General features: G+C 40.4%; 18 protein-coding genes. 11 read left to right on the top strand and 7 right to left on the bottom strand.

What is annotated here, in order from left to right; translation table 11 throughout:
* Positions 1-18 precede the first annotated feature (18 nt).
* The gene (gene hyaB / locus H5181_RS00310; protein WP_182749764.1) at positions 19-1722 is read right to left on the bottom strand and encodes a nickel-dependent hydrogenase large subunit; all 1704 of its coding nucleotides are present in this window, start codon (positions 1720-1722) and stop codon (positions 19-21) included.
* A gap of 2 nt (positions 1723-1724) precedes the next feature.
* Entirely contained in the window at positions 1725-2861 is a 1137-nt protein-coding gene (gene hyaA / locus H5181_RS00305) for a nickel-dependent hydrogenase small subunit (protein ID WP_123883805.1), read from the bottom strand.
* An 848-nt stretch (positions 2862-3709) separates the two neighbouring features.
* On the opposite strand from hyaA, the gene H5181_RS00300 reads away from it, so the two are divergent.
* The 3 genes from H5181_RS00300 (at position 3710) to H5181_RS00290 (ending at position 6587) form a co-directional block, all read left to right on the top strand.
* Complete coding sequence (locus H5181_RS00300) at positions 3710-4366, top strand: Qnr family pentapeptide repeat protein (protein WP_220491619.1); 657 nt, start codon at positions 3710-3712, stop codon at positions 4364-4366.
* 280 nt (positions 4367-4646) lie between these two features.
* Complete coding sequence (locus tag H5181_RS00295; RefSeq protein WP_123777568.1) at positions 4647-5480, top strand: hypothetical protein; 834 nt, start codon at positions 4647-4649, stop codon at positions 5478-5480.
* 342 nt (positions 5481-5822) lie between these two features.
* Positions 5823-6587 carry a mechanosensitive ion channel domain-containing protein gene (locus H5181_RS00290; protein ID WP_404948474.1) on the top strand — a complete coding sequence of 255 codons (765 nt, stop codon included), beginning with the start codon at positions 5823-5825 and terminating at the stop codon, positions 6585-6587.
* A 395-nt stretch (positions 6588-6982) separates the two neighbouring features.
* Here H5181_RS00290 and H5181_RS00285 read toward each other — a convergent pair whose 3' ends face one another.
* The 5 genes from H5181_RS00285 to H5181_RS00265 all read right to left on the bottom strand — a co-directional run bounded on the left by H5181_RS00285 (position 6983) and on the right by H5181_RS00265 (position 10806).
* Positions 6983-8083 (bottom strand): alkene reductase, encoded by a 1101-nt coding sequence (locus H5181_RS00285; RefSeq protein ID WP_182749759.1) that lies wholly within the window; start codon positions 8081-8083, stop codon positions 6983-6985.
* A gap of 13 nt (positions 8084-8096) precedes the next feature.
* A complete protein-coding gene (gene gloA / locus H5181_RS00280; RefSeq protein ID WP_182749757.1) occupies positions 8097-8483 on the bottom strand; it encodes a lactoylglutathione lyase in 387 nt (128 codons plus the stop codon).
* A 278-nt stretch (positions 8484-8761) separates the two neighbouring features.
* Entirely contained in the window at positions 8762-9469 is a 708-nt protein-coding gene (locus H5181_RS00275; protein WP_182749755.1) for an SDR family oxidoreductase, read from the bottom strand.
* A gap of 318 nt (positions 9470-9787) precedes the next feature.
* Positions 9788-10240: a DUF302 domain-containing protein gene (locus H5181_RS00270; protein ID WP_182749753.1), complete on the bottom strand. Its 453-nt coding sequence runs from the start codon at positions 10238-10240 to the stop codon at positions 9788-9790.
* Positions 10241-10482: 242 nt separating this feature from the next.
* Complete coding sequence (locus H5181_RS00265; RefSeq protein ID WP_182749751.1) at positions 10483-10806, bottom strand: heavy metal-binding domain-containing protein; 324 nt, start codon at positions 10804-10806, stop codon at positions 10483-10485.
* Positions 10807-11353: 547 nt separating this feature from the next.
* On the opposite strand from H5181_RS00265, the gene H5181_RS00260 reads away from it, so the two are divergent.
* The 8 genes from H5181_RS00260 (at position 11354) to H5181_RS00225 (ending at position 24272) form a co-directional block, all read left to right on the top strand.
* Positions 11354-12256 (top strand): CLCA_X family protein, encoded by a 903-nt coding sequence (locus H5181_RS00260; RefSeq protein ID WP_182749749.1) that lies wholly within the window; start codon positions 11354-11356, stop codon positions 12254-12256.
* A 502-nt stretch (positions 12257-12758) separates the two neighbouring features.
* Positions 12759-13754, top strand: a complete 996-nt coding sequence (locus tag H5181_RS00255; protein ID WP_182749747.1) for a response regulator — start codon at positions 12759-12761, stop codon at positions 13752-13754.
* Between the two features lie 305 nt (positions 13755-14059).
* Complete coding sequence (locus H5181_RS00250; protein WP_182749745.1) at positions 14060-16507, top strand: PAS domain-containing hybrid sensor histidine kinase/response regulator; 2448 nt, start codon at positions 14060-14062, stop codon at positions 16505-16507.
* A gap of 102 nt (positions 16508-16609) precedes the next feature.
* Positions 16610-18943 carry an ATP-binding protein gene (locus H5181_RS00245; protein WP_182749742.1) on the top strand — a complete coding sequence of 778 codons (2334 nt, stop codon included), beginning with the start codon at positions 16610-16612 and terminating at the stop codon, positions 18941-18943.
* A 197-nt stretch (positions 18944-19140) separates the two neighbouring features.
* A complete protein-coding gene (locus H5181_RS00240) occupies positions 19141-19950 on the top strand; it encodes a bifunctional diguanylate cyclase/phosphodiesterase (RefSeq protein WP_220491610.1) in 810 nt (269 codons plus the stop codon).
* A gap of 277 nt (positions 19951-20227) precedes the next feature.
* Entirely contained in the window at positions 20228-20596 is a 369-nt protein-coding gene (locus tag H5181_RS00235; protein ID WP_102036594.1) for an Hpt domain-containing protein, read from the top strand.
* 12 nt (positions 20597-20608) lie between these two features.
* Positions 20609-22048: a sigma-54 dependent transcriptional regulator gene (locus tag H5181_RS00230; protein WP_182749740.1), complete on the top strand. Its 1440-nt coding sequence runs from the start codon at positions 20609-20611 to the stop codon at positions 22046-22048.
* Between the two features lie 271 nt (positions 22049-22319).
* Positions 22320-24272, top strand: a complete 1953-nt coding sequence (locus H5181_RS00225) for a pilus assembly protein N-terminal domain-containing protein (protein WP_182749737.1) — start codon at positions 22320-22322, stop codon at positions 24270-24272.
* The last annotated feature ends 13 nt before the right edge of the window (positions 24273-24285 follow it).

Below are 24285 nucleotides of genomic sequence, written 5' to 3'. Positions count from 1 at the left end.
CTACTCCATGACCTCTGATTAAAACCCATTTGGATCAATTTTAAATTGACCTAGGGTATGTTTCTTGTAATCCATCACGTGAACGGAACACGCCATACAAGGATCAAAGGAATGAATAATGCGAATGACTTCTAAAGGCTTAGTTGGGTCTTCAAGTTTCAAACCAATCAACGAAGCTTCGTATGGGCCCATTTTACCGTTAGCATCCACAGGGCCTGCGTTCCAGGTAGTAGGAACCACAGCTTGGTAGTTTTCGACTTTGGCATCTTTAATCCGGATCCAATGACTTAACATGCCGCGAGGAGCTTCAATCATCGAATAACCTTCGTAAACGCGGTCTGGGTCTATCTCAGGTTTAACGTAAGTAGACTGATCCGACTGTATGTTAATCAGTAAAGAATCAAAGGTTTGCAAACTGGCTTGGCCAACCAATACGGTTTGCAACATACGTGCAGCAGTACGGCCTAAAGTGGTAAACAACGCCTCAAGAGGCAAGCCAGTGCGAGCTAACAAACCATCAACCGCATTGACCACAACTTGGTTTCCGCGAGCATAGTTAACTAATAAACAGGCTAGTGGACCCACTTCAATCGGTTCATCCTGGTAACGCGGAGACTTAACCCACGAGTATTTACCATCGCCATTAATGGTCGGCAATTTGCCATACACAGTGTCGCGCTCAATAAACCCGGTGTAATCAGGAATGGTGGTGCCTTGATATGGATGTTGCGGACCATCGGCTTTATACCAAGCGTGAGTCACGTCTTCTTTAATCAAGCTCGGATCGATATCCAATACATTGGCTAAATCACCGTTTAAAATGACTCCTTGGTTAAATAAATACTCGCCATTGGCTGTGATAAAATCTTCACCGCACAAGAAGCTGTTAACATTTACACCGCCAAGTACACTGGCTTCAGTGCCAAATGCTTCTGCTGCCATCACAATATCGGCTTGGTAAGCTCGCTCAATAAAGTCTTGCACGATGGCGTGCTTTTGTTTCCATTCTTGTAAACGGGCAGGGCTTAACATGTCTCGCACTGAGGTTACGCCGCCCACAACAATAGACTGTGGGTGTGGCGATTTACCACCAAAAATAGCCAGCATTTCAGCCGCAACACGTTGTACTTCAAGTGCTTTTAAATAATGCGATAACGCAATGAGGTTTTGCTCAGGGGTAAAACGATAAGTACCATTACCCCAATAGGCATTGGCAAACGGTCCTAGTTTTCCGGTTTCGACCAAGCCTTTTACGCGTGCCTGTACCGCTTTTAATTCACCTTCACCGGCAGCAATCGGTGCATCAGAGTAATTCATTGCCACTTTAGCGGCTAAGGCTGGGTCGGCACTTAATGCCGATACAACATCTACCCAATCAAGACCATGTAAATGATAAAAATGCACAATATGATCATGCATGTAGAGTGACGACTGCATTAAGCTGCGTAAGTATTTTGCATTAAGAGGGATCTTAACTCCGAGGGCATTCTCAACGGCCTCAGTACCACAACGATAGTGCGAATAGGTACATACGCCACAAATACGCTGCACAATTAAGCCCACATCCATTGGAGTTCGGCCTTTTAAAATAACCTCAATGCCCCGCCATAAGGTCGACGAAGACCAAGCCTTGGTAATGACATTATTGTCATCAACTTCAACTTCGACACGTAAATGGCCTTCGATACGGGTGATAGGGTCGATAACGACACGTTTACTCATGATTATTCCTCCAAAGGCTTAGCAAATACGCTAGCAACTGCATGGGCGCCAATACCAACAACGGTAGCGCCTAAAATGACCGCACCAATGGTGTCAGCGGTGGCATCAATGCCATGTAAAAGTTGGCGTCCTAGCGGTTTTTCAAAGTCCGCCATGTCATCCCAAAAATTCGGTTCAGAGCAACCCATACAGCCATGACCTGCTAACACCGGCCAACTGGTGTGGTGGTTAAAGCGCTCAGTTGGGCAGTTGTTGTAGGTATAAGGGCCTTTACAGCCGACCTTATAAAGGCAGTAACCTTCTTTAGCACCTTCATCGCCAAACTCTTCAACAAACTCACCAGCATCAAAGCGACCACGACGTTCACAGTTATCATGTACCCGTGCGCCGTATGCCCATTTAGGACGATTAAACATGTCCAGCGCAGGTAATTTACCGAACATAATGAAATACATTAACGTGCCAACAATGTTCTTTTCACTCGGAGGACAACCGCCTAAGTTAATCACTGGCTTATTGACCACTTCGTAAACGCCTTTTGCACCAGTAGGATTGGGTGCAGCGGCTTGTACACCACCAAAGGCAGCGCAAGTCCCGACAGAGATAATTGCAGCAGCATTTTCAGCCGCTTCTTTAACAATGTGTAAACCTGTGTGACCTTTACAGCCTACGGTTAAAAAGGTGCCGTTATTGGCGGTAGGGACGGCACCTTCAACGGCCAGTAAATACCGACCTTTGTAAGTTTCTAGTGCATGCTCTAGGTTCTCTTCGGCTTGCCAACCAGAGGCTGCCATTAAGGTTTCATGATATTCAAGCGAGATATGATCAAAAATCAATGTGTCTAAATTGGGCGAATCGGTACGAATTAATGACTCAGAGCACCCGGTACATTCGGCTAAATGTAACCAAATTAACGGTACTCGGTCGGCTAATTCAGCCGCTTCGGCAACCAGATTACTAAAGGGTAGGGGCAAGGCGAACATTGCGGAGACCGATGCGGTCCACTTAATGAAGTCTCGACGAGATATCCCAATGTTGGCCATTTTTTGTTGTAGTGATACGGGCTGACGTTGGGCAAATTGGCGTAAATAATCAAGGCGATCTTGACCCTGTTTATAAAGGGCTGCATGTGTGTCCATGTTGATACCTTCTGCTTAAGTTAGCTCAGTGGCTAATAATTAGTTGCAATCCATCGGTATCAATTTTAGAACTTGGCTAAAAATCGTCTTTGATATAAATCAATTTGTGAGATATTCCCATAACATATGTAGGGCTATATCGCAGTATTTATGATGTTGATCAAGTTAACAAAAATGAAATTGGACAAATTGTCGCAGATCACTAATTCATAGAGAAGGTGATCAAGCACTTCACTTGGGGATTTTGTAGAAACATGATGTTGTTGTTTTTAACAGCCATTGCAATATCGGCTGTACCCAATATTGGCAACAATAAATACGACACAACTTATTTGCGAGAACAGATAAATATAGATAAGCAGTATTGAGATTATGCGCTCTCTTTCTTTGCTTTTTATCAAAGCAGACTTGCCAACTCTCAATCGACCATTAAGCGTAAGAATCAGGTTTTAAATAAATTGCTTGTTAACAGAAATGCTAGCGCGTGAAACTTATCCCCTAAGCATTAATGGTTTTTCGCTGTCAAATTAAGCCAAAATACTGAAGCTAATACCAACATTTCGGTTTAAATGAATTTATACGCTTACTCAGAAAACAGACAAAATGTGTTATCAAACTGAGTGATTTTCAGCCAAAAGCACATTTAGTTCAGTCGCTGGTGAAGTGGTTAAAAGTTTTTTCGAGGGAAGCGACTAGGGTGATGCTATATAAAGTCTTTCAAAACGTCTCTTTCGCCCCTTAAAATCGCTATTTGAGGGGTTTTTAATGTGTTGATTTTAATGGTGTTAATAAATTGGTTTTTTGCTGTTTTACAATGTTAACCTTGGCCAATAGTCAATTTGGAGGCCCTGATGAGTAACAACCAAACTTTTCGTGAACATGATTTCTCACAACAACTTTTACCTGAAACCACATTTGAAAATTGTCTTTTCTATCATTGCGACTTCAGTCGTGCAGACTTAAGGGATGCAACATTCATCAACTGTAAGTTTATTGAAGCAGGAGACAGTATAGGTTGCCAATTTATGTACGCCGATTTGCGTGATGCCAGTTTCAAACATTGCAAGCTAGGCATGGCCAACTTTCAAGGTGCTAATGGTTTTGGAGCCGAGTTTAGAGAATGTGATTTACAAGGAGCCAGTTTTTTAAAAACCAGCTTTGTAAACCAGATTTCACACAAAAGTTATTTTTGCTTGGTGTATATTACCGGCTGTAATTTGTCTTATACCGACTTTGAAAAGCAATGCATTGAAAAATGTGACTTGTTCGAAAACCGTTGGACGGGCGCCAATTTACAAAAGGCCTCTTTTAAAGGTTCAGATTTAAGTCGCGGTGAATTTTCATCCAATAGCTGGCAACAATTTGATATGCAATATTGTGATTTATCACATTGTGAATTAACCGGTTTGGATCCTCGTCGAGTTAACTTAACGGGGGTCAAAATCTGCGACTGGCAACAAGAGCAATTATTAGAGCAACTCGGCGTTATCGTGTTACCTAGTTAACGCCAAATGAGGCAGAACGATAGTGGCTCTGCTTATTCTGAGTGAACTTGTCATCAATAATTGTTCACGTGTTTAGCGCTAAGTAATATACATGTGCAGAGTGCTCGGTTTATTGTGAAGTCTGCACTCTAACCGAGTCGACATTATTGAGTAAAGAGTACTAATAATGACAACGTACAGCTTTCACTTTGCTTGTTTTTATAACATCATGACAACAAAATTGTGTTTTGCTTAAGCAACAATGACGTTAACGATGACATTAAAAGGATGTTACTCACCTATGAGAGCCACTTATCTATTTTTGTTATGCTCATTGCTAGTGCCTATAGTTGTCTGCGCTAACAACTTACCAAATTTCCTCACCGCAGATTCTGATAAAGAGTACCGTGCAACAATAAATCATTTACGGGGTTTATTACCCAAAAATGGCATTGCAGAAATATTGCCCGGATTAGCCTCACCGTATGGTTTGCTTGATGTGCACCCTACAAAATTTACCTCAGCAGAGGATAAAAATGATTTTGCTAATTTCAACTTAGGTGTAATGAGTAACGCGATATTTAAAGCCGACCCCAACTTTGTCACCAGTTTGCCCAATCGAGTACTGTGCAATGAAAAATCATGTCGAAACCAAAGGGTTAAGGCCATCAACAAATTGCTGATACAGCAAGACGTAATCCGTGTTTTTTTTAAGGACAATGTCGATATCACTATCGTGCAGCAGTCAGATGATAATGTATTTAGAGTCAATAACGCATTTTTCACCCCCGCAGGTATTATTCAATATCAACCGTCAGCGGTAGCTGGGTTTGTACCTTCAGGCGATGCCACTTTTTTTAAAAATGTCACCAATATAGAAGCGTGTAATATGTGCTCAACACGCTCAGCTAGGGTAAGGGACATTATGGCCAAGTACCACGTTGCCGCGATGGTTAAAGAAAGTGACGGGGTAATTAATATTATTTTCGAAGGTATTAGTAATAATCATTGGGGAGTTAAGTTAAGCGACAACTCAGATGTTAAGCCAGTAAAAGGGCAGCCAAATGCTTTGGGGTATCCATATGATGATGTTATAGCAATAACACCAACGGTTATTTACTACCAATCTAACTAAAATGATCACCAGCTAACATATTCATTTCTTTATTCCGCATGTCGATACGCTTAAAACCATTAATGTCAGCCACATTAATGGTTTTATCGTGTTTATTAAGGGGCAAGTTTACCGAAGTTGACTAAGTGTTAAATGCTGCACCAGGTTAGACCTCATGCTGTTATGGCCTAATTACCTTGTCTTCTGCTGCTATTGCCAATAGAGTGACGGCCGGAATGTCCGTAATTCAGCACCATCAGTGTGAAAACACAAACAAAGTAGGTAACAGGTTTGATAGATAATATAACTTTGATCGTCGATTTCTTTCTTGAACACAAATTATTATTAACGGTGTTAATAATAATGCTTATCTCAGTGATAAAACGTTTTATCATTTCAAGTATTCGTGGCGACGTCGCTTTTCTTTCTGATGTGCAGCGCAAATGGATGTCACGCACTAAAAATGGCACCTTCATTTTAATACTGGTTATTTTGTTCATACTTTGGCAATCCGAAGTTAGCAAATTTGCCCTGTCAGTTACCGCCATTGCCATTGCCATAGTGATAGCATCAAAAGAAATCATTCTTTGCTTTACCGGCTCAATACAACGCGCGAGTTCACGTTCATTTGTGATTGGTGATTGGATTGAAGTGGGAAAAATATATGGCGAAGTGATTGAACATAACTTAATGGCCACAGTGATCCAAGAGATCGACCTCGATCAAGGTCAATACCATTACACAGGAAAAACCGCGACGTTACCTAACAGTATGTTTTTTACCTATGCGGTTAAAAACCTCAACTTTATGAAACGTTATGTTTACCACAACATAACGATTACCGTAGTCCAGTTTGTTAATCTCTATACATTGTTTCCGGCGTTAACCCGTCAAATAGAACAGCACTGTGAAGACTTTATTGAAGTGGCTAAACGTTACAACGGCGTAATAGAAAAACATGCTGGTGTCGATTTACCTGGCAGCGAACCGCATATTCATATCACTAGCGGCATTAACGGCGAGCAAAATGTGCATATCATGATTTTTTGCCCCACAGAACGCGCCATACATTTAGAGCAGTTAATAAGAGAAGACTTTATGATTGCTTACCACGAAAACTTTAGTTAATTCAATTATGATTAATCTCAGTTTAATGCTGAGATTAATCAAATCGCCACTCCGCTTTAACATCAATAGCTTCACTTAGTTTTAGCATCAATAAACACTTCACCGTGCATCTCTAAATAACAAGTTTGGAGGCTATCCAACCCACAGCACCAAGCATAGTGGCCAGTATAAGAATAGTTTGCCGCGCAACTCATTGGTTTTTCATTCAACGTTTTTTCAGCTTATGGCAGGGCTAAGGGAGTAAGGTTTTGGCAACGCTGAATGATACAGCATCACATAAAGACAGATGAAGATTGATAAGTGGTCTATACGCACAAAGCGATCCTAACGTTACGTCAGAATCGCTCAAATATTCACTTAGTTAAATAGCACGTAGTTAAATAGCACGATTGCTATTAACTTGGGCTGTATTGTGGGTAATCAGTTAAGCCTTTTTCAGAGCCGCCAAATAATGTCTCTGGTGTGTGCACCGCTAATGGATAACCATGCTTAATGCGGTTTGGCAAATCAGGATTAGATACAAATGGTCGACCAAAACCAATCATATCAGCTAGGCCATCGTTAATTGCCTGTGTGCCTTTTTCACCGTCGTAACGACCAGCATAAATGAGTATCCCTTTATAGGCCGCTCGAACTGCATCTTTAAACGCTGCAGGAGTCTCCGGGGCATCATCCCAATCGACTTCAGCAAAATGAATGTAAACCACATTTAAGCTGTTCAGTAATACTGCCGCTGCGGTGTAGGTTTCAATGGGGGTTGCATCAACAGTACCATTTAAAGATGTAAATGGCGCAAGACGAACACCAACACGATCAGCACCGATGGCATCTGTCATTGCACCAACCACTTCACCTAAGAAACGCAGACGGTTTTCGATACTACCACCATATTCGTCAATACGATTATTCGCTTCAGAATCGATAAACTGGTTAATTAAATAACCGTTCGCAGCATGCAATTCTATGCCATCAAAACCTGCTTCAATAGCATTTATCGCCGCTTGGCGATATTCACCAATAACATGTTCAATGTCAGCTTTAGACATTTCACGCGCCACAACCACGTCAACAAAACCAGGTTCGTCAGTACCATTATCCACAAACACTTTTACATTTTGTGCTTTTAATGCCGAAGACGAAATAGGTTGCTTGCCATTGATATTATCTGGGTGAGTCACGCGGCCAACATGCCAAAGTTGGGCGAAGATCGTGCCGCCTTTTGCATGCACAGCGTTGGTGACTTTTTGCCATCCGGCTATTTGTTCTGGAGAATAAATACCTGGCGTCCAAGCATAACCTTGGCCCATGGCTGAAATCTGGGTACCTTCACTCACAATAAGGCCCGCTGAAGCGCGTTGAGCATAATATTCAGCCATCATATCGTTGGCAACATTACCTGGCTGAGAGGCGCGCGATCGCGTCATTGGAGGCATAACAATACGATTTTTTAAAGAAAGTTTACCGAGTTGTATCGGTTGAAATAGTGAATCTTTCATTGTGTATTCCTCTTTACTGACTAATTTGGATGAGTTCAATTTGGTATCCATCAGGATCGACGATAAAGGCGATGTGGGTTGTACCACCTTTTACCGGTCCTGGTTCACGGGTGACTTTGCCACCGCGTGCCTTAATGTCATTACAGGCACTATAAATATCCTCTACACCCAGCGCAATATGACCAAAAGCATTACCTTGATCATACTCATTGGTATCCCAGTTATAGGTTAATTCAATTGTGGTGCTGTCTGCTTGAGTGCCATAACCGACAAAGACTAAGGTGTAGCGATACTCTTTGTTTTCGGTTATTTCTAACACTTTCATGCCCAGTACATTGGTGTAAAACTCGATTGATTTCGCTAGGTCAACAACTCTCAACATGGTGTGTAAAAATTTCATCTATTTCTCTTTTGGCAATATCTTTGAATCGCATCATTAAATGTGCAAGCACTCGGGTAAAAAGTCGGATAAACAATTGGTTACATTGCCAAGTGAATTATACGTATTAATGATGAACTATGTTCGATAAGAGTAATATACAGCGAGCATGCTTAAACATTAAATTATTAAAACTTATCCTTTTGATAATTTAATGTTATGGATTGAGTGTTTAAGCATTAACACTCGAAAATAGTGAGTTTCAGTTGTCCAAAGAGTGTTGCGCGAAGATACGCTGATTAGAACGGCAGTTGCTCACCGCTAACATCATAAAACTGACCGGTATTGTGGATCGACAAATTGTTGATCACTTTGATAATTCCAAGTGCGGAATCGTTAACGCTAACACTTGCAGAGCTGCCGCCCATATCAGTTTGCACCCAGCCAGGATGAACAGATACCACCGCGACGTTAGCATTAACCAGTTCAGTCGCTAAATTCACAGTTAACATATTGGCTGCGGCTTTAGACATTCGGTAACCATACCAATCGACACCTTGTTCTTGTGATAGCGCTCCCTTTGAAGAAGAGATAATCGCTATTTTGCATAAACGTGTTTTATTCAGCAGGTTTATTAAACAATGGGTTAAAAATAATGGCCCGAGCGCGTTCACTTTAAAACACATTTCAGCGTCAGCATAATCGATCGCATGAATACTGTGATTATCTCGATCTAAAAAGCCCGCATTATTAACAATTAAATCGAGACTAATATTTTGCTGGCTGAGATTATTCGCTAAGCGCTGGATTGATTCAGAGTTCGTTATATCCAGTGACTCAATCAATAATTTGTCAGCAAACTGAGCCTTTAACGACATAAGCTCAGTCGCTGTAGTGGTATTTCTACAGGTCGCTATGACGCTGCAACCGTTGATAAGATATTGCTCAGTTAACGCTAAACCAATGCCTCTATTCGCACCGGAAATTAATACCACTTCACTATTCATTAAAAACCTCTAAATTTATCTATCCAATACTGCTGATATATACAACTGTACATCGTTAATGATTATCACCTTGCCGTAGTTCCGTAGTTCCGTAGTTCCGTAGTTCTGTAGGTTAATCGTGCCACTGTGGCAGTAAAGGGATGCGTTTATTCTCTGAAACACCATAACCATAACCATAACTAAGCTTGTCATTTGCCTTGCTAACTGTGTAATGAATAAGGCAGTTAGCAAGGCAAAGGGCTGTTGAGCGTCGTTTACTATTCCTTGTTTAGGCCATCCTAGTTCAGGTCATTCTTGTCCAAGTTACCCTAGTTCAGATTACTTAGACGTTGCAGCAATGCTTAACGTATTAAGAGCACCAGAAATTTTATTAATGACCTCATCGCAACCTGTAATACTATGACGCTGTTTAATGTACTGCGGATTGTTATACGACAGCCAAACCTTGTTATCAGCATCCTCGCTAACCAAAACTTTTTGTGGCAAGTCAATCGCGACAAATTTGTTACACTGCATTAATTGGGTGCCAATGTTAGGATTACCGAAAATGATCACTTCAGTTGGCTTCAGAGTTAAATTCACTCCGGCGGCATTTTTTTGATGATCAATCCGCGCAAAAACCGTAAACCCTTTGTCTTTTATAATTGACTCAAACCTATCTGCCGTTTCTTTGGCCGAGTAATGGCTTTCAACAGTGATAAGGCTTTCTACCGCATATACATTAGTAGAGGCGAATAACACGGCAACAGCTAAAGAAATATTGTTAATCATAAAATCACCTATTCGTTATGTTTGGTCATACTCGTTATGCTTGGTCATATTAGTTATGTTTGATCAATAGAGGTATTTCGGCGTTAAGCTCGGGCAACATCAAGATTAAAATAATCGTGTTTAACACTAAGCTAAACATGTAGATAAGAGCTGATAAACACTTAGCTGCGTATTTGCTCTAGGCGAGCGAGACTCATATAAATAAGTTATCGATAAATTAATGAGTTTAGTTTCAGGCTGATTTATCTGCTTGGCCCTAATTTCACTGCAGTACCAAAAGCCATAATTTCAGACGACCCATCCATAATGGCACTTGTCGTAAAGCGGATCCCCGCAATCGCATCAGCCCCTTTTTGGGCCGCGCTGGCAACTAAACGATTAATTGCGACATCTCTGGCGTCACTTAACATTTCGGTGTAACCGTGGATCTCGCCACCGACAATACTCTTTAAGCCTGCCATGATATCTCGGCCAATATGTTTAGATTGAACAACATTACCTGTTACAACGCCGACAATCTCGATAATGTCCCGACCAGGAATCGTTTCAGTCGTGGTATAAATCATACATACTCCATGAAGAATTAAGCTTAAACCATCGTACTGCTAACACGCTTAAATAGGAATCCAATTAGTAATACTTAAATGACCCTCAATACTGTTGTTTACGCTTTAGGCGCATCTCGCAATAAAGAGCCGTGATCAATAGCTGTAATGTAGAGTCTTAATACTGAATCGTAATGTATACGATCCATTAAGTGCTGGTGGACGTAATAGCTGACAAAATAAGTCACTTAAATGAAGGGTAAAATAAACTCTATGTTTATAGATCGTTTATTAGTTAACCTGCTTAGCCTTATTTTGAGTAAATAAGCATTAAACTGAATAAAGGTTAAAAATTTACCGAGGGTAATACTTTTATTTTTGCATAATCGTGAATAGATATTCTTATGGCGCGCTGGTGGCATTAGGCGGCGTTAGCGGTATTTTTTACTATCAGTTTGTTTTTATAAGACTGTGTATGGCGTTAAACATGGCATAATTAACCACTATGTTCAGCATTCGTTTTTGTGTAAACGTTTTAGTAATCGCTTTAGTGACAACAGAGGTATGTTTGGCTTCACATCATTCATTATTAAATCATCAACGTCATTTTGAACGTATTGGCCCCGACTATCGTAATGGCGATTCGGTCAGTTTTCTCGACATTAAGCACACTTTTGGTTTGCAGCATATCCGTGTTGGCAAATGGGTTAACCGTGAGGAATCGGCGCTGGCGGCCAATTTAATTTTTGATTCGCTAGCAGACTTAGCCAACATATTAGCGGTACCACCAGAATTGATTGGTTTACGCGGTAGCTTACGCTTTGCCTTTGGCCATGGCGGCCAAAAAGGTGTGCAAGCTCATTATTCGCCAGCATACCGAGAACTGGCCTTAGCCAAAAATGCCGGAGCAGGGGCGTTGGCTCATGAGTTTTGGCATGCATTCGATCACTATATTGCTGATAAAATGTTTATCGACGACAGTCTATTAGACCCGTATTTGTCGTCGCTTGTATTATCAGAGCAAACTACCAATACAAGTCGGACTAACTTAAGTCGTGCCAATTTATTTGCTTGTGCCAGCGACAATTGGCTGGCCGATAAATCCATAATCGCCCACCCGCTGAATAAAAAACTCTCTAGCTTATTTAAAGTGACCTTGCTGAGTGCCAACGGCCAAGAGCCACATGACTATGTGCGTCGCTCCATCGCACTCGATAAGCAGCAACGCTGCCATTACTTTGCCAAACCGACCGAAATGATGGCGCGTGCGTTTGAATCCTGCATTGAATTATATTCACAGGATCATGCCGAAATTTCTAATCCATACTTGGTTAACAGTACTATCGACTCACCACTTGCTAAGCATGGCGCTTATCCCGATGCACAACACTGCCGTGAAATATATCAAGCCATGATGGAATATTTTGAACCTTTGGGGCTAGCGTTTGATAAACAACAAGGTGCGAAGTAGGTAACTGATTGCGATGGATTAACGATGTAGGTTAATGGATTTTATGAGTTCGCTTGATGGTAGTGTCACTATCAATGTCACTATCAATGTTACTTTACATGTTATTTTCAATGCCAAACACACAGGTCACTCAACGCGGCTTTTTCTTTTATGTTTATTCATCGATAATCAGCATTATCCAAGGCTTGCTTTTACCTGGCAAAGTTTTACATTGAATTTTTCGTTAGCATTTGTGAGTACTCTTCGTTATCGGCATTGCCTCTGAGTGTCTTATTTTTATCTCTTCAGTTTTACTGGGTGACTTGTCTTATGCAATTTGATTTGCATTTTGCGACTCAAATTGCGTCTCATGATGCAAATCAAATATCCACTCACTAATTATTGTTGCTTGTTATTGTATAATATCTTTAAATAACAATGCATTAGGTGATTTTGGTGCGAGTGGCGTATAAATTGCTTTCCTCTTCTTAGTTGTGAACAATGAACAAAGAGGCTGGTCGTTATGAGTATAAAAATAGAATTACTTGAATTTATTCAATGTGTTCTTGCTAAAGAATTAGCCGCGCATGGGAAAACTATCCAACCATGTTTAATCAATAACACAGGTTATTACAGTGCGGTATATCAGTCAGATCCGGCGTTAATGCATCAACAATTGAGTGAACTGATAAAACAAGTGCTACAAGTCGCAGATGAAAAAATTGTGCTTATTGTTGCTGCTAAAAGTAAGCATTTAGAGCTTGCCATTTATGCTGATGATAACACCGACGTTGCGGCCATTTGCACAACGCCAGAGAAAGCCTTTTTTTCTCAGGCAGTGTCGATTCCTCATCAATTCATCGAATTACAAAGTGAATCGAGCAAGATTAAAGCCGTTTTAGCGCCATACATTAAACTTTCGTCGGTTAATTTTACTCATTTGAAAATGAAGTCTGCGTTGAGTGTAGACTTAATTGACGGCGACTCTAAAACCACCAATGATAGTGATAATAACAATGACGTTATCAAGCTGACGTTATATAACATTGTGAATGATCCAAATACCGATGTTAGCCAAGCCTCATCTTTGTTTTGGCCATTTTATGATACGGATATTATTAACATGATTAACAAGCAAGCTTCACCAGAACCATTATCTATACTTGTTGCCGACGACAGTATTCCTAGTCAAGTTGCCACCCAAGCCATGCTTGAAAAGCTCGGCTGTAAAGTCGTGTCGGCTAATGACGGCAATTCAGCCCTAGCACTAGCACAACAACAACCTTTTGATTTAATTCTGCTCGATGAGCGTATGCCAGGATTGTACGGCAGCGATGTAGCTCAAAGACTGGTTAGCGATGACGCCATTAATCGATTAACCCCTAAAGTGGCGTTAACCGGACTCACAGAACCCGATGAAATCCAGCATCTGTTTAGCAAAGGCATTACCCACTATTTAGAGAAACCAGTCACTAAGTTGGCATTAGAGAAATTTTTAGTTCAATGGCAGCCACAATAAAAGCCTTGTTCTACTTTATATACAATTGAGGGGATGACGGCATTTTCAAATATAGTGTTGGTATTGATTGGAACCTATATGACGACTTTTTATGGACGGCATTTTACATAGCGTCATTGAACAATCGTCACCGATTACCAACCTACTAAAAAATACTTTAACGCTAATACGACACCGTAGGAATTGATTATCCAATGTCGTTAATAAGCCGTCTGTTTCGTCAGTTTATAGCGAAGATGTGTTGCCACAATATACCCAATAGTGTCATTCGAACGACTTAAGCTAACCAATAAAGGCGGCTAAAAATGGCTGATGAATGTCAAGATGAGCTACAGGTTCAAATTCAACATGCACTTGTTGAAAAACTCTCTCATGCACAAAAACGTCAAACTAAATTACTCGAACTCTTAGATGAATGCATTTTTGAATGTAATGACAAACTTGAGTTAACGTATACCAATCCCGCTTGGAAAAAGCGATTAGGTTATGAGCGTGAGTCGTTAGAGAAAATGAATTTGTGTACGTTAATCAGTTCGTCAACGCAACTGGCATTACTTGAAGTGTGTCTGCATAAATTAGCCGATAGCCGTAACACTGCCCCAACCATTATTGAAGTTCAGCTTAAGTTAATCAACGGTCAGCATCACTGGTTTGAATTAAAGTTAGTGCAAGATGGTAGCGGTGGTTACATCGGTTCGCTGTTTGAAATTCAGCAGCATAAAGACATACAAGCACAACTACTTCATCAACAAAATTATGTTAAGCGTTTATCGTTAGTGGCCAGCCATACCAAAAATTTAGTGGTGATAACCAATCGCGAGGGATGTATTGAGTGGGTGAATAAAAGTTTCGAAGAAAGAACCGGTTATATCTTAAAAAATATTCTGGGTAAAAAACCGGGTTATCTATTGCAAGGTAAAGACAGCGATCCTCAAACTATCACCTTAATGTCAGAGGCATTGCGTCATGGTAGAAGCTTTCAAACCGACATTATTAATTATAATTGTCATGGAGAATCTTATTGGGTCAACATTAATACCAGTCCGGTTATTGATAGCACTGGCAACATTAGTCACTTTATAGCGGTACAAACCGACATTAGCGAAAACCGAGCAGCTTTAAAGGTTTTACAAGAAGCTAAATATCAAGCAGAGCAATTATCCGAAGCTAAAAGTCGTTTTATGGCCAATATAAGCCATGAAATTCGTACACCACTGAATGCGGTGATTGGTTCTGCTGATATCCTGCTCGAAAGCGGCTTAACCCGCGAGCAAACACGCTTTACGGACATGATCAGAACCAGTAGTGATGCATTGTTGAGTATCTTAGATGATGTGCTGACCTATTCACGTTTTGAAGCTGGTAAAATAAATATTATTAATGAACCTTTTAAACTTGATCGTTGCCTTGAAGAAGCGATTGATATCGTATCTGGCCCAGCTTTAGAAAAAGGCTTATCAGTTATCTTAAATATTATGCCAACAGTGCCGCTAGCTATCATTGGTGATAAGGCACGTATCAGGCAGATATTAATTAATTTATTGGCCAATGCCATTAAATTTACCCTCCAAGGGGAGGTCGTGGTATCGGTTAATTACATGAATAATGATGACCAACTCACCTTGCAAATAATTGTTCAAGATACGGGGATCGGTATTGAAGCAGATAAAATTGAACAAATGTTTGAAGCGTTTATGCAATCAGACACTTCATCAACTCGTGTTTATGGTGGTAGTGGCTTAGGGTTAGCCATTTGTCGACAAATTTGTGAAGCGATGAGCGGCGATATACGTGTTGAGTCTAGCATTGATGTCGGCAGTCGTTTTATTGTTGAAATACCGCTAATTGTTGAGCCTAAAATTTGTGATTCAACCGCCAAGATTATTAATAATAATAAATATTCCCATTGTTGGGTTGTCGGTCAAAATAACAGCTTAAATCCAGCCGTTTACAATATGTTGCAGCATTACAGTCTCACTTATAGTGCGTTTAATAGCCCGACTGATTTACCACAACAGCTGGCAGATAATGTCGATATTATTGTGTTAACAGAACCAAATCAATTGCAGTCTTGTCGTGATTATTTGCAAGCCATCAATAACATTAAATCAACCAAAGTGTGTTTTCTTTCTATAGACTTACTCGGCCAAGAGAGTAGTTTTGTGTATAACAATCAAAACGAAATTCAGCTTAATGGCCCATTTAAATTATCACATTTGAGTTGGGCATTAGAGTTATTAGACGATCCTTTAGTTAATCTAGAATTAACTCATTCATGTGAGAGTGGATTTCCACCTTCGCTGGCACTGCAATTTACTGATAAGCATGTATTAATCGTCGAAGATAACATCAACAATCAGGCTGTGTTAAGTCAATTACTCGCTCAAGTGGGGTGTGAAGTTCATTGTGCTGAAAATGGCCAAGCAGCATTGGATTACTTAGCTGAACACAAAACCGACTTAATCCTTATGGATATTCAAATGCCTGTTATGGATGGCATTACCGCGACAGAAAAGATTCGTTCTGGTCGAGAAATATTCAGTCAAACACCGATTATTGCCGTTACGGCTAACGCTATTCATGGTGATAAAAAGCGTTTTATTCAAGCAGGAATGAATGATTACTTAGCAAAACCCATCAATCGAGACAGCTTGTATGAGTTACTCCAACGCTATTTAAATTCAAGCAATACTGTTAAGCATAGTAAGTTAGGTAAACTCCAATATACTTTAGATCAATTAAATGGCTTATAACGGTTGCCTCAATGATTTGTGCATACAAATCAACTCTATATAGCGATAGCACTGATAGTAATATAGAGTGGTATTGATGTTTGATAATTCTAGGGACCTAATATGGATAAACCACAACCGACAATTGATGAAGCAAACAGGCTTAAGGCATTACTTGAGTTGAATTTGCTGGACACGTCTCCAGAAGAGCAGTTTGATCACATGACTCGTTTTGTCCAAGCCTACTTCAATGTATCAATTTGTTTGGTCAGTTTGGTTGATAAAAATAGACAATGGTTCAAATCCAAACAAGGTTTAGAAGCCTGCGAAACAGGTAGGGCGGAGTCCTTTTGTGGCCATGCCATTCATTCCAGTGATGTATTTGTTGTTGAAGATACCCTAGAAGACCAACGCTTTGCTGATAATCCCTTAGTTTTAGATGGCCCTAAAATTCGTTTTTATGCAGGATTTCCGTTACAAACTGCAGGTGGTCATCGTATTGGCACCTTGTGCATTATCGACACCAAACCAAGACAATTTAGTTATAGCGACAAACAGCATCTGCAAGATTTTGGCAAAGTAATTGAAGGCCTGATCCGCCAACGTAGTGCAGAAATAGCAACCGACAAACAAAGCTCATTTACTCAAAGATTAATCAGCTTACTCACGAAACCATCGCCACTATGGACCCGCAGAACAGTTGCTTTTTCAATCAGTTTGATTGTACTGGCATCCAGCATGTTTCTCGCGATACAAACAGACAATCAACATGTAATTACGCAAGCTGATATTATTGAACATTTAACTCCCGACGAGTCAACTAACGATGCTTGGTGGCATTATACGCTATACATTTTTGCTGGTGGCTGTCTGGCCACATTGATGTATTTTTTGCTTCGATTACCGGCTAACTTACGTAAAATGTTGCATATTCTATCGGTTAATCAAGTGAGGAATGAAAGACGTTTTCGTGATGCGATTGAAGCACTAGCTGATGGATTTATCATTTTTGATAATGAGCAAAAAGTGGCGGTGTATAATCAAAATTTTATTTCGCTTTATCCTGAACTGGCCGATATTGTTCGCGAAGGCATTAGTTATCAAGAGTTACGAAAAAACTCTACAGTACGCAGTTTAGTTAAACAATCTGATTTTCTAGATGTAGATGACCTACGCAACCTACAACCAGGGCGGGTTATTGAGTTCAATGATGGCCGTTGGATTAAAATGGTTGAACGGCCAATGCGAGATGGCGGAATTGTCGGGTTCCATACCGATATAACTGAGTTGAAACGCAAAGAATTACAACTGATTGAAGCGCGCCAAAAAGCAGAAACGGCTAACGTAGTTAAATCAAAATTTTTAGCCAATGTCAGTCACGAAGTCAGAACACCATTAAATGGTATTATTGGCCTTTTGGATGTATTGGTTGACGATGAAGAGCTTAATTCGCAGCAACAATTTTATTTAACCACAATGCAAGATTCATCTAATAGCCTACTGCAAATATTGAACGACATTTTAGATGTCAGCAAAATGGAAGCAGGTAAGTTAACCTTAGTCTCTGAACCCTTTAATTTAACGACGACACTGCAATCTGCCTGCAGCTTGATGAATACCAATGCTGAGGCGAGTGGTTTATCGCTTAGTTTATCATTACCTGAACAAGAGTTAAGTTTGCTCGGTGATCCAGGCCGCATACGCCAACTCGTGCTGAATTTATTATCAAATGCGATCAAATTCACCAAAGTGGGAAGTATAAACTTAACCGCGACATACGATGTGGTCTCAGATACTCAAGTGAACGTGACGATTACCATTACCGACACGGGGATTGGTATTCCTGAAACAATGTTGAATCACATCTTAGAACCCTTTACTCAAGTCGATAATAGCGCAATAAAACACAGCTCAGGTACTGGGTTAGGCCTAGCCATCAGTAATAATTTAGTTAAGTTAATGCAAGGTACATTAACGATAAACAGCCAAGAACAAAGCGGTACCGAAATTATTATTGGTATACCGTTTACCCTGGCTAAACCAGCTGAATATAACTCTGCAACATTAATTAGCAATCTCAATCTTCGCGATAGAAATGTCAAAATATTGCTAGCCGATGATGACAAGACTAATCAACTAGTGATGCAAGCGATGTGCGATAAACTGCAATGTAATATTGATATTGTTAATGATGGCATAGAGGCCGTTGAAGCGGCTAAAAAGCTAAAATACGACGTTATTTTAATGGATATATATATGCCAAGAATGGATGGCATTACAGCATCTACACTCATTCGAGCAGACTCTTTATGCCAAACAACGCCAATCATTGCTTTTACTGCCAATGCTATGGAAGGGGATAAAAAACGCTTTATGGATGCCGGTATGGACGATTATGTTTCAAAACCCATCAACAAAGTTCACTTCTTACAAACCCTGTCTAAATTCTTACGGTAGTCATCTGTTTGCTTTGTAATTTGAATTGCATTTTGCAAACAGAATGGCAAGTTGCTACCTAAAAAAACTTAATCAATTTTACTGCAATTATTACATTATTTATCAGTGCCTTACCGGATGATTATTAATTATTTTATTGGCTCGACTCTTGCTGTCTATTAATTACCACATAGGAATTAATCGTTTTGGAGTCAGACATGTATCCCCAAAAACAAACCGTGATAAATGAAGATGCAAGTAACTCAAATTGGAATGACCTTACCGACGTTATCGATGAGGCATTAAAGCAACATTGTTTCAGCATGGTGTATCAACCGCTTATTTCAGTGCAAACAGGTAGAATCGTCGGCTTTGAATCCTTGGTTCGATGTGACTCGCCAACATTTGGGGTTATTTCACCATGTGACTTTATTCCATGTGCTGAGCAAAGTGGACAAATCTTAGAGTTAGGAAGTTGGATATTTCAACAAGCATTGCTGGATTTAAAGCGCATGCGTAACCAGGGCATGCAAAACATTTGTTTATCATTGAATGTATCCCCAGTTCAGTTACTGCATACTAATGTTTATGAACAACTCATGTCTCTTATTGTTGAACTCCAAATCCCACCGTCTGCAGTTAAATTAGAATTAACCGAAACCGCGCTAATTCACGACCCGCAAACCATTTGTAAAGTGTTTAATGCCTTCAAACAAGAAGACGTACAAGTGTGGCTAGACGATTTTGGTACTGGGTTCGCCTCATTGAGTTTATTGCGCAAATTCAATATTGATGGATTAAAAATAGACCGAAGTTTTGTCAGTGGCATTGCAGACAATAATGAAGATTTTACTTTATGCAGCGCCGTTATCGCCATGGCGCAACGACTTGGATTACATATTGTCGCTGAAGGAGTCGAGACAGAAAGCCAGCTGCAAATTTTAAGTCAGCTTGGGTGCGATGTCGTCCAAGGCTACTTATTGGGTAAACCACAAGCATTAGAAAAAACCCTCAGCCTATGGAGTTAACACATTTTGCAACAGCTTATAACTCAAACCATTCTATTAATACCGAAGCCACATATTGATTTGCAAAATGCGAGTCAATATGCGACTTTATATTAGTGAGTAATTGTTTATAAAGTAATGCTAATTAAATATCTGAATAATAACGGTTAAACTGCCACCTTTATCTTGGCGTGACTCTTGCGTTTATCCTATAAGACAAGCTAAAACACAACCTTTAGTGTTTTTTGCTCGCAATACTTTTAGCGCATTTGTTGTATAAACCAACATGAGGTGAATAATGTCAGAGCCCACAGCAATAACAGCATATCCAATCATGCAGCGAAGTACCTTAGACAATTTATTGTCCGATTTAGGTTTTGAAACTTATCAACATTTGCTTAATTTATTTGAACAAGAATTAATTCAATTGCATTTAAATCTGCAAACAGCTGTTGAACAACAACAATACCAAGACATTAATGACGTGACGCATATCCTGAAGAACACTGCGGCATTATATGGAGCAGAACGTTTATCGAAAAGTGCCTGTCTGGTATATCAAATTGAAATCGGGCAAGCGTTTATCCCACAAACCCAGCAGTTAATGGCTATTTTGGTTGAAACGCTTAGCGTATTTAACGTGCATATTCACTCGTTAGTCGAGTAGGGAAGGTCGGTAATGAATATAGACAATAAACCGCTCGTATACGTAGTTGAAGATAGTCTTTCTAGTGGAGCCTTATATTGCAGCCAATTGAAAAAGGCCGGTTTTGATACGCAACATTTTGTCGATGGTTATTCTGCGCTCGTGGCGATTAAAGAAAAAATGCCTGCTGTATTGGTGCAAGATGTTTGTTTACCCGACATCAGTGGCTTAGAAGTATTGAAATACGTTAATAATCAAGACACCTCTGCCAAAGTGATCATTATCACGTCAAACAGTTCAATTGATGTTGCCGTTGATGCAATGCGTTTAGGTGGTTACGACTTTATTGAAAAACCGTTTACTTCAGAACGTCTAACTACATCAGTAGGTAATGCCGTTAAGCAACAACATCAAGACATAAAAACTATTACTGTAGAGCCAGAAGCAACCTCGCTCGAGCGAATGAATTTTATTGGTGAATCGTTATCAATGCATACCGTGTTTCGCTTATTAGAAAGTGCCGCACGCAGTAAAGCCAGTGTGTTTGTAACCGGTGAAAGCGGTACAGGTAAAGAGGTGTGTGCCCTTGGTTTGCATCAGGCCAGTGCGCGCGAGCAAGGTCCTTTTATTGCCATCAACTGTGCGGCTATTCCTGCAGAGCTATTTGAGTCAGAGTTTTTTGGCCATGTTAAAGGCGCATTTAGTGGTGCATTAACTGATCGTAAAGGTGCTGTCGAAGTTGCCAATGGCGGTACGCTATTTTTAGATGAAATTTGTGAAATGCAATTAAATTTGCAAGCAAAATTACTGCGTTTTTTACAAACGGGTACATTTTGCAAGGTAGGCAGTAACGATCTGCAACAAAGTGATGTCCGCATTGTTTGTGCAACGAACCGTAATCCAGCTGAAGAAGTCGGTGAAGGGCGTTTTCGTGAAGATCTGTACTATCGACTCAATGTTATCCCTGTTATGTTGCCGCCATTACGTGAGCGTGGCGATGATATTTTATTGCTAGCAAATCATATTTTGCAGTCTAAAACGGCTGAGAATAACAAACAGTTTACCGACTTTAGTGCTGACGTTAAGCATACCTTTATGCAATACGATTGGCCTGGTAATATTCGTGAACTGCAAAATGTCATCGAAAATATAGTGGTGATCTATGATGGTCAGACAGTTCAGCCGAACATGTTACCAAGCAATTTTGGTCATTCAATCGTCAGCCATTCTGTAAATAACCATAGTGTCCAGTCGAGTCAAACAACCACTAATAATACGGCTAAATCATCCACCCATACCATTGCTAGCCAGCAACCATCACCGCATAATATTGTTCAGCTTTGGATTGTAGAGAAAAATGCTATTGAAGCGGCTATAGGACAATGCGACGGTAATATTCCACTTGCAGCAGCTTATTTAGGCATTAGCGCATCAACTATTTATCGCAAAATGAAAAGCTGGACCGAGAGTTAGTTATTACTTTCTGAATAGATAAAAGTTACCTTAATTGGTAACTTTTTTTTGCAATTTGAAAAGCACTTCAAATTGCTAGGCTCATCTCCCTAAGTGCGTTGCAAAATGCGAATCGATTTGAGAGTAATGTAAATCAGAACATATAGAAACGAGAAATAACTATCTAACCTGCTGTTTTTATACAACTAATATATTCTTAATTTTGTGGCCAGCTTCCTGCATTAATCATTGTACTGTCTGAAATGACGCGATAAATGTTAAGGGGTGAACCATGAAACAATCTCTCTGTGTAACGTCAATCTGTTTGTTGCTAGTGAGCATGTCAGTATTTGCTGGCACTAAAGGGCTAGATTTTATTGAAACAGCAGATGGCCGCCAGTCCAGTATGATCCGAGAAATGGTCCAGTGGACTCATTCACGTTTGGTGTTTAAAAAAAGCATTTCACGCGTAGCCATTGGCCAAGACGCCATTATGCAAGTTGAAGTACTCGATAAAAATGAAGTACTAGCACTGGCAAAAAAAGTGGGCCGTACCAGCCTTATTGTTTGGTATACCGACGACACCTCGGAAACGTTTCTATTCAGTGTCACAGAAGACTTGAGTGTGTTGAGGCAAGCGCTAAGTGATATTCATCCTAAAATTCGCCTAACATTAGCACCCGATCGAGCCGCTCTGGTACTTAGGGGCCGAGTGCCAACGGTAAAATATAAATTAGCCGCTGAAACTGCCGCTCGTCATTACTTAGATGCAGGTAAAAACCGTATCAGCGATAACAATAGCTTAGTCATGAAATCACCTACCGATTTTTTGGCCGATTTAAGCCCTAATATTCGTCTGCCGTCACAACAACTGCGTCAGTCTAATAGGGGGAAAGTAGGTCACGCCGCTATTATTAACTTAATTCAAGTAGATGTATTACCAATGAACATGATCGAAAAAGTGAAAAAAGCGATTGTGCAATTGGGGGGTGAATCAGTCACGGTAAGTCGTATTCAAAAAGGTGATATGCCTGACGATCAAGCCGATACATTATTACTAGGCGGTCAGGTTGAAACCCAAGTTGACCTCGTCAGAGTATTAAATTTAGCATCGCGCCTTTTCACCGGAGATCGTATTAATGCCATTACCGGAAAAATAGAAGCAGGCAGTAATGACATTACCGTTATCGCCAATGAGTCGGGTGGGTTAATCAGCTCAAGCCAACAGGTAAGCAGTAATAGCTCGTCAAATCGAGGTGGTAATGCAAAATCTAGCAGTAACAATGTGAAGTCAAATATTGCCAGAGCTAAGTTGTTGTCTATGGCGAATGGTAGGTTGTTGTCGACCATTGAAGTCCGCGATTTACCCCAGGTTCGTGTAGCGATACAAATGTATGAAGTTAATCGTCGCAGTTTAACCCAATGGCGTCCTGACTTTTCATTGATCACTCAAGGCTACAACAAAACCGACGGTAATTTCGGTTTAGATGGCGCAACCAATCAAGCACTGGGCTCAGGACAAGTTGAAAATGCATTGCAAGTGTTAGGTGGCGCACTGGTGAACAACTTCCAAGTTGGCGGCAGCGAGATTGCATTTGATTTACTGTTTTCATTGTTAGAAAAAGATGGCATTTCACGCACATTATCTCGTCCGACGTTAACCGTCTTAGCAGGAGAAAAAGCCGTATTCCGAGCCGGTGGTGAAGTGCCTGTCCCAACGTCATTTTCACCCAATGGAATTAGTAGTGCCAATGGGGGTAATAGCCAAGGGGTATTTAGTGGCACCGAGTTTAAATCGTTTGGTATCCAGCTTGAAGTACGAGCAATGGTGGACGAAAACGACTTAATCACTTTAGATTTAAGCCCTAGTATTTCAACACCAGACACTTTGTTAACTCAACAAATTTCGTCGAGCACAGGGTCATCATTAACCACTAGTGCATTTAATGTCAGAAACCTAACTACCAGTACGCGTTTACGTGATGGACAGCCATTAATCATCGGTGGTTTAGTCAGTCGTGACATTAGTGACTCACGTGACTTTGTACCGGGTATTAACGATGTTCCGTTGCTGGGTAAGTTAACAGAGTCATCGTCTGACGCCGATACCGCCCGCGAGTTAATTATTATTGTGACGCCAACACTGGTAAGAGAGCCACGTCATGATGTTGCCTTATGGCAATTCCAAACATCAGCTGAAATGCTACAAAGCATGCAATTTCCATTAGCTGACTCGTCACTATAAAGAGGACATTAAT

This window comes from Shewanella sp. SG44-2, assembly GCF_014164215.1.
Lineage (GTDB): Bacteria > Pseudomonadota > Gammaproteobacteria > Enterobacterales > Shewanellaceae > Shewanella > Shewanella frigidimarina.
This window is presented reverse-complemented; position numbering and strand designations above follow the sequence as displayed.

What these genes read in the sequence shown, in the direction of transcription:
- H5181_RS00255 (WP_182749747.1), top strand. Translation starts at nt 12,759, where the DNA reads ATGAGTATAAAAATAGAATTACTTGAATTTATTCAATGTGTTCTTGCT.
- H5181_RS00250 (WP_182749745.1), top strand. Translation starts at nt 14,060, where the DNA reads ATGGCTGATGAATGTCAAGATGAGCTACAGGTTCAAATTCAACATGCA.
- H5181_RS00275 (WP_182749755.1), bottom strand. Translation starts at nt 9,469, where the DNA reads ATGAATAGTGAAGTGGTATTAATTTCCGGTGCGAATAGAGGCATTGGT.
- H5181_RS00285 (WP_182749759.1), bottom strand. Translation starts at nt 8,083, where the DNA reads ATGAAAGATTCACTATTTCAACCGATACAACTCGGTAAACTTTCTTTA.
- H5181_RS00245 (WP_182749742.1), top strand. Translation starts at nt 16,610, where the DNA reads ATGGATAAACCACAACCGACAATTGATGAAGCAAACAGGCTTAAGGCA.
- H5181_RS00230 (WP_182749740.1), top strand. Translation starts at nt 20,609, where the DNA reads ATGAATATAGACAATAAACCGCTCGTATACGTAGTTGAAGATAGTCTT.
- H5181_RS00240 (WP_220491610.1), top strand. Translation starts at nt 19,141, where the DNA reads ATGTATCCCCAAAAACAAACCGTGATAAATGAAGATGCAAGTAACTCA.
- H5181_RS00295 (WP_123777568.1), top strand. Translation starts at nt 4,647, where the DNA reads ATGAGAGCCACTTATCTATTTTTGTTATGCTCATTGCTAGTGCCTATA.
- H5181_RS00270 (WP_182749753.1), bottom strand. Translation starts at nt 10,240, where the DNA reads ATGATTAACAATATTTCTTTAGCTGTTGCCGTGTTATTCGCCTCTACT.
- H5181_RS00225 (WP_182749737.1), top strand. Translation starts at nt 22,320, where the DNA reads ATGAAACAATCTCTCTGTGTAACGTCAATCTGTTTGTTGCTAGTGAGC.
- hyaA (WP_123883805.1), bottom strand. Translation starts at nt 2,861, where the DNA reads ATGGACACACATGCAGCCCTTTATAAACAGGGTCAAGATCGCCTTGAT.
- H5181_RS00290 (WP_404948474.1), top strand. Translation starts at nt 5,823, where the DNA reads ATGCTTATCTCAGTGATAAAACGTTTTATCATTTCAAGTATTCGTGGC.
- H5181_RS00235 (WP_102036594.1), top strand. Translation starts at nt 20,228, where the DNA reads ATGTCAGAGCCCACAGCAATAACAGCATATCCAATCATGCAGCGAAGT.
- H5181_RS00265 (WP_182749751.1), bottom strand. Translation starts at nt 10,806, where the DNA reads ATGATTTATACCACGACTGAAACGATTCCTGGTCGGGACATTATCGAG.
- gloA (WP_182749757.1), bottom strand. Translation starts at nt 8,483, where the DNA reads ATGAAATTTTTACACACCATGTTGAGAGTTGTTGACCTAGCGAAATCA.
- hyaB (WP_182749764.1), bottom strand. Translation starts at nt 1,722, where the DNA reads ATGAGTAAACGTGTCGTTATCGACCCTATCACCCGTATCGAAGGCCAT.